Origin of the sequence: uncultured Caballeronia sp. (assembly GCF_964243625.1) — a bacterium.
Classification (GTDB): Bacteria; Pseudomonadota; Gammaproteobacteria; order Burkholderiales; family Burkholderiaceae; genus Caballeronia.
On record NZ_CAXTGZ010000601.1, the window covers coordinates 1 to 3,658 of the forward strand.

Here is a 3,658-nt window from a genome sequence, read left to right on the forward strand (position 1 = left end):
GCTTGTCGACCAGCCGCTGGCGTTCGTTGAACGGCGCGAGGAGCGTGGGATCTTCGTCGAGCTTGCCTGCATCGCGCAGTGCGCCGAGCGCCTTCTGCATGCCAAGCACCGCTCCCTGCAGCGCAGCGTTCGCATACAGGACGATGCCAAAACCCATCGCCGCAAGCTCGCTTTGCGGGACGACCGGCGTCTTGCCGCCCACCACGATATTGATCAACTGGGGCGTGTCGAAAAGCGACGGCAGTCTTTTGATTTCATCGAACGTTTCGACTGCTTCAATGAAGAGGACGTCCGCGCCCGCCTCGGCAAAGCGGTGCGCGCGTTCGATGGCCGCTTCGAAACCATGCACGGCACACGCGTCAGTGCGGGCGATGATCTGGAAGTTGGCGTCCTCGCGTGCATCGACGGCGGCGTGCAGCTTGCCGACCATTTCGCTGGTGGAGATGACGGCCTTGCCTGCGAAGTGGCCGCATTTCTTCGGACTGACCTGATCTTCGAGCTGGATCGCATCGGCGCCTGCACGTTCCAGCGTGCGCACGGTGTGGCGAACATTGAGGGCGTTGCCGAAACCGGTATCGGCATCGACGAGAAGCGGGAGATCCACGGCATCGCGAATGCGCGACGTGTGCTCCGCAATCTCGCTCAAGCCGACAAAACCGAGATCGGGCAAGCCAAGCGACATGTTCGTCACGCCCGCGCCCGTGATGTAGAGCGCCTTGAACCCCGCGTCCGCGACGACGCGGGCGCTCATTGCGTTAAAGGCGCCGGGCATGAGCAAGGCCTGGCGTTGTTGAATGGCTGCGCGAAAGGCGGCGCGGCGTGCGGCGGATGACTGCGACATGGCTGTTTCCTTTTGAAAGTTTGCCAGTCTGTTTGCAGCATCCATGCCAGTCTTCTTGAAAGCCTGAATGCGCTTTCAAAACAACGACGTACGGAATCGAGGAATGAGCTGTCAGTGTTTCACCGTCTTATCACTGTGTTTCATTGAATTTAAATGAAACACACATGAAACGCTGTTGAAACGCGGGAGACGGGTCGTGGCCGCTGAACTCAGGCATCGATATCCCCGCTACCTTCATTACGCTTTTGCATTGCACAAAAGTTGACCTTTGAGGGCATCCGGGCTTACCCGAATGCAAAATAGTATCAGACGACGGTCTCAATTTCGGTAGTGCGGGAGGCGCGAGAAGCATATTGTTCGTGCATGGCGGCGCTCAATGCACATCAACTGCATTTCGTGCAAACGTCCAAAAGCGTCCAAAAAACAAAAGCGGTTCAGGAGGAAGACGATGCCCACCACTCCGAGTACGACGGCGTGCCAATGCGGAACCTGCGGCTATTGCCGTGCGGCGCGCCTGGGCGCTCGCCGCGGCAACATCGTCCAGCCGGATCTCGAACTGGTCGCCGTTCCGCGCGACGAGTCCTTCAAGGTCTGGTCGCATGGCTATCCGTATCGCACGGTACGCTGGCACTTTCACCCTGAGTACGAAATCCAGGTCATTACATCGACGACGGGAAAATACTTCGTCGGGGATTACATCGGCACATTCGAGCCGGGAAACCTTGTGATGACGGGCCCCAATCTCCCGCACAACTGGGTGAGCAGCGTGCCTGCCGGAGACCGCGTGGATGAGCGCTGCCTGATCCTGCAATTCGACGCAGGCCTGGTCGAACGGGGCATCGAAATATTCCCGGAGCTCAGGCGCGTGCAGCCCTTGCTCAATGCAGCCCAGTGGGGCGTGCTTTTTACCCCGAAAACCGGCGCGGCAGCCGAACCGATCATGCGCGAGATGCTGGGCGCCCAAGGCATGCGACGCATCAACCTGTTCGTCGGCTTGCTCGACTTGCTCGTGCAAAGCCCTGAGCCGATCAAACTGGCGAGCGCTGCCTATTGCTCGGACCCTGCGCACTACGCGGAGACCCGCATCAATCATGTGCTGTCTTATATTGGCAAAAACCTGTCGCAAGAGTTGCGCGAGACGGAGTTGGCCGAACTCGCGGGGCAAAGCGCCAGCGCTTTCTCACGCTATTTCCGGCGGCACACAGGCGTGCCGTTCGTCCAGTATGTGAACCGGCTGCGCATCAACCTCGCGTGCCAGTTGCTGATGTCGGGCGAACTGAGCATCACCGATATCTGCTATCAGGTCGGCTTCAACAACATGTCGAACTTCAACCGGCAATTCCTGATGATCAAAGAGATGTCGCCGTCGCGATGGCGCGCGTATCAACAGCTCAATGCGGCCAGCGCGATCGAAGAGCCTGAGCTCACGCACGCGCTGGAAGCGCTCAGCTAGCACATTTATTCCCGGCAGGACCCGGCACCGGATGCATGAAGGCATCGGGAGGGACACGTTGGTCTTCACGCTTTAGCGGTTTTTTCATGAGCTCGTTCCGGCGACTGAAAACAACGCATGAATCCAGTTTTATCCGCAGCGCACTCACGGCGCCAACCGCGCCGGTTTTTTCTAATAAACGGAGACAATCGATGACCCGACTTTCGACAAAAACGATCGGCGCGAGCGCGCTGACCCTGAGCCTCGGCCTGAGCCTCATTTGCAGCACGGCGGCGCAGGCCGCGCCCAGCGGGACGGTGGCTTTCCTGATGCCGGACCAGGCATCGACGCGATACGAACAGCACGACTTCCCAGGCTTCAAGGCGGAAATGGCCAAGCTTTGTCCCAACTGCAAGGTGCTTTACCAGAACGCCAACGCGGACGTGGCGACCCAGCAACAGCAATTCAACTCGGTGATCTCGCAGGGCGCAAAGGTCATCGTCCTGGATCCGGTCGATTCGACGGCCGCGGCGTCGCTCGTTCATATGGCGCAAAGCCAGGGTATCAAGGTGATCGCGTATGACCGGCCGGTCCCGTCGACGCCAGCCGACTATTACGTTTCGTTCGATAACGAAGGCATCGGCCGGGCTATTGCGCAGTCGCTCGTTGCGCACCTGAAGGAGAAGGGCGTTCCGACTAATAAAGGCGGCGTGCTGCAGGTCAACGGCTCGCCTACCGACGCGGCCGCCGGACTGATCAAGAACGGCATTCATTCCGGCTTGCAGGGCAGCGGCTACAAGACCCTCGCTGAGTACGACACGCCTGACTGGGCGCCGCCGAAGGCGCAGCAATGGGTCAGCGGCCAGGTCACGCGTTTCGGCTCGCAGATCGTGGGTGTGGTCGCCGCGAATGACGGCACGGGTGGCGGCGCCGTCGCGGCGTTCAAGGCGGCCGGCGTGAACCCGGTGCCGCCGGTAACCGGCAACGACGCGACACTTGCAGGCCTTCAACTGATCGTCGCGGGCGACGAGTACAACACGATCCTGAAGCCGAGCGAGATTGTCGCGGCGGCAGCGGCCAAGGTGGCTGTCGGCTTCCTCTCCGGCCAGGCTCCGAAGGCTCAGACGACGCTCTTCAATACCCCGTCGCAGCTCTTCACGCCGACCGTCATCACCGCGAAAAACATCAAGGCCGACGTGGTCGACAAGGGCATCGTCAGCGCCAAGGATCTGTGCACGGACCGCTATGCCGAAGGCTGCAAGGCCCTGGGCATCTCGAACTGACCGGCGCGTACAGGACGGGGTCCGGCTCGAACCGGATCCCTCCACCTAAATCGAGGTACCCGTTCCATGACTGACAATTCCACGACACGATCCAGGCCCGGC

3 protein-coding genes are annotated in these 3,658 nt (G+C 60.4%); 2 read left to right on the plus strand and 1 reads right to left on the minus strand.

Annotation, left to right across the window (positions count from 1 at the left end; all coding sequences use genetic code 11):
• Positions 1-841: isocitrate lyase/phosphoenolpyruvate mutase family protein (locus ACFFAR_RS27790; protein WP_174364989.1), on the minus strand; the 841-nt coding region annotated here is incomplete at its 3' end.
• 448 nt (positions 842-1,289) lie between these two features.
• Between ACFFAR_RS27790 and ACFFAR_RS27795 the strand changes: the two genes are divergently transcribed.
• Both ACFFAR_RS27795 and ACFFAR_RS27800 read left to right on the plus strand, forming a co-directional pair.
• Positions 1,290-2,294 carry a helix-turn-helix domain-containing protein gene (locus tag ACFFAR_RS27795; RefSeq protein ID WP_174364990.1) on the plus strand — a complete coding sequence of 335 codons (1,005 nt, stop codon included), beginning with the start codon at positions 1,290-1,292 and terminating at the stop codon, positions 2,292-2,294.
• Positions 2,295-2,485: 191 nt separating this feature from the next.
• The gene (locus ACFFAR_RS27800) at positions 2,486-3,556 is read left to right on the plus strand and encodes a sugar ABC transporter substrate-binding protein (protein ID WP_062001626.1); all 1,071 of its coding nucleotides are present in this window, start codon (positions 2,486-2,488) and stop codon (positions 3,554-3,556) included.
• Positions 3,557-3,658 lie beyond the last annotated feature (102 nt).

Excerpts from the sequence above, each read along its gene's own strand:
- ACFFAR_RS27800 (WP_062001626.1), top strand. The coding sequence starts at position 2,486 with ATGACCCGACTTTCGACAAAAACGATCGGCGCGAGCGCGCTGACCCTG.
- ACFFAR_RS27795 (WP_174364990.1), top strand. The coding sequence starts at position 1,290 with ATGCCCACCACTCCGAGTACGACGGCGTGCCAATGCGGAACCTGCGGC.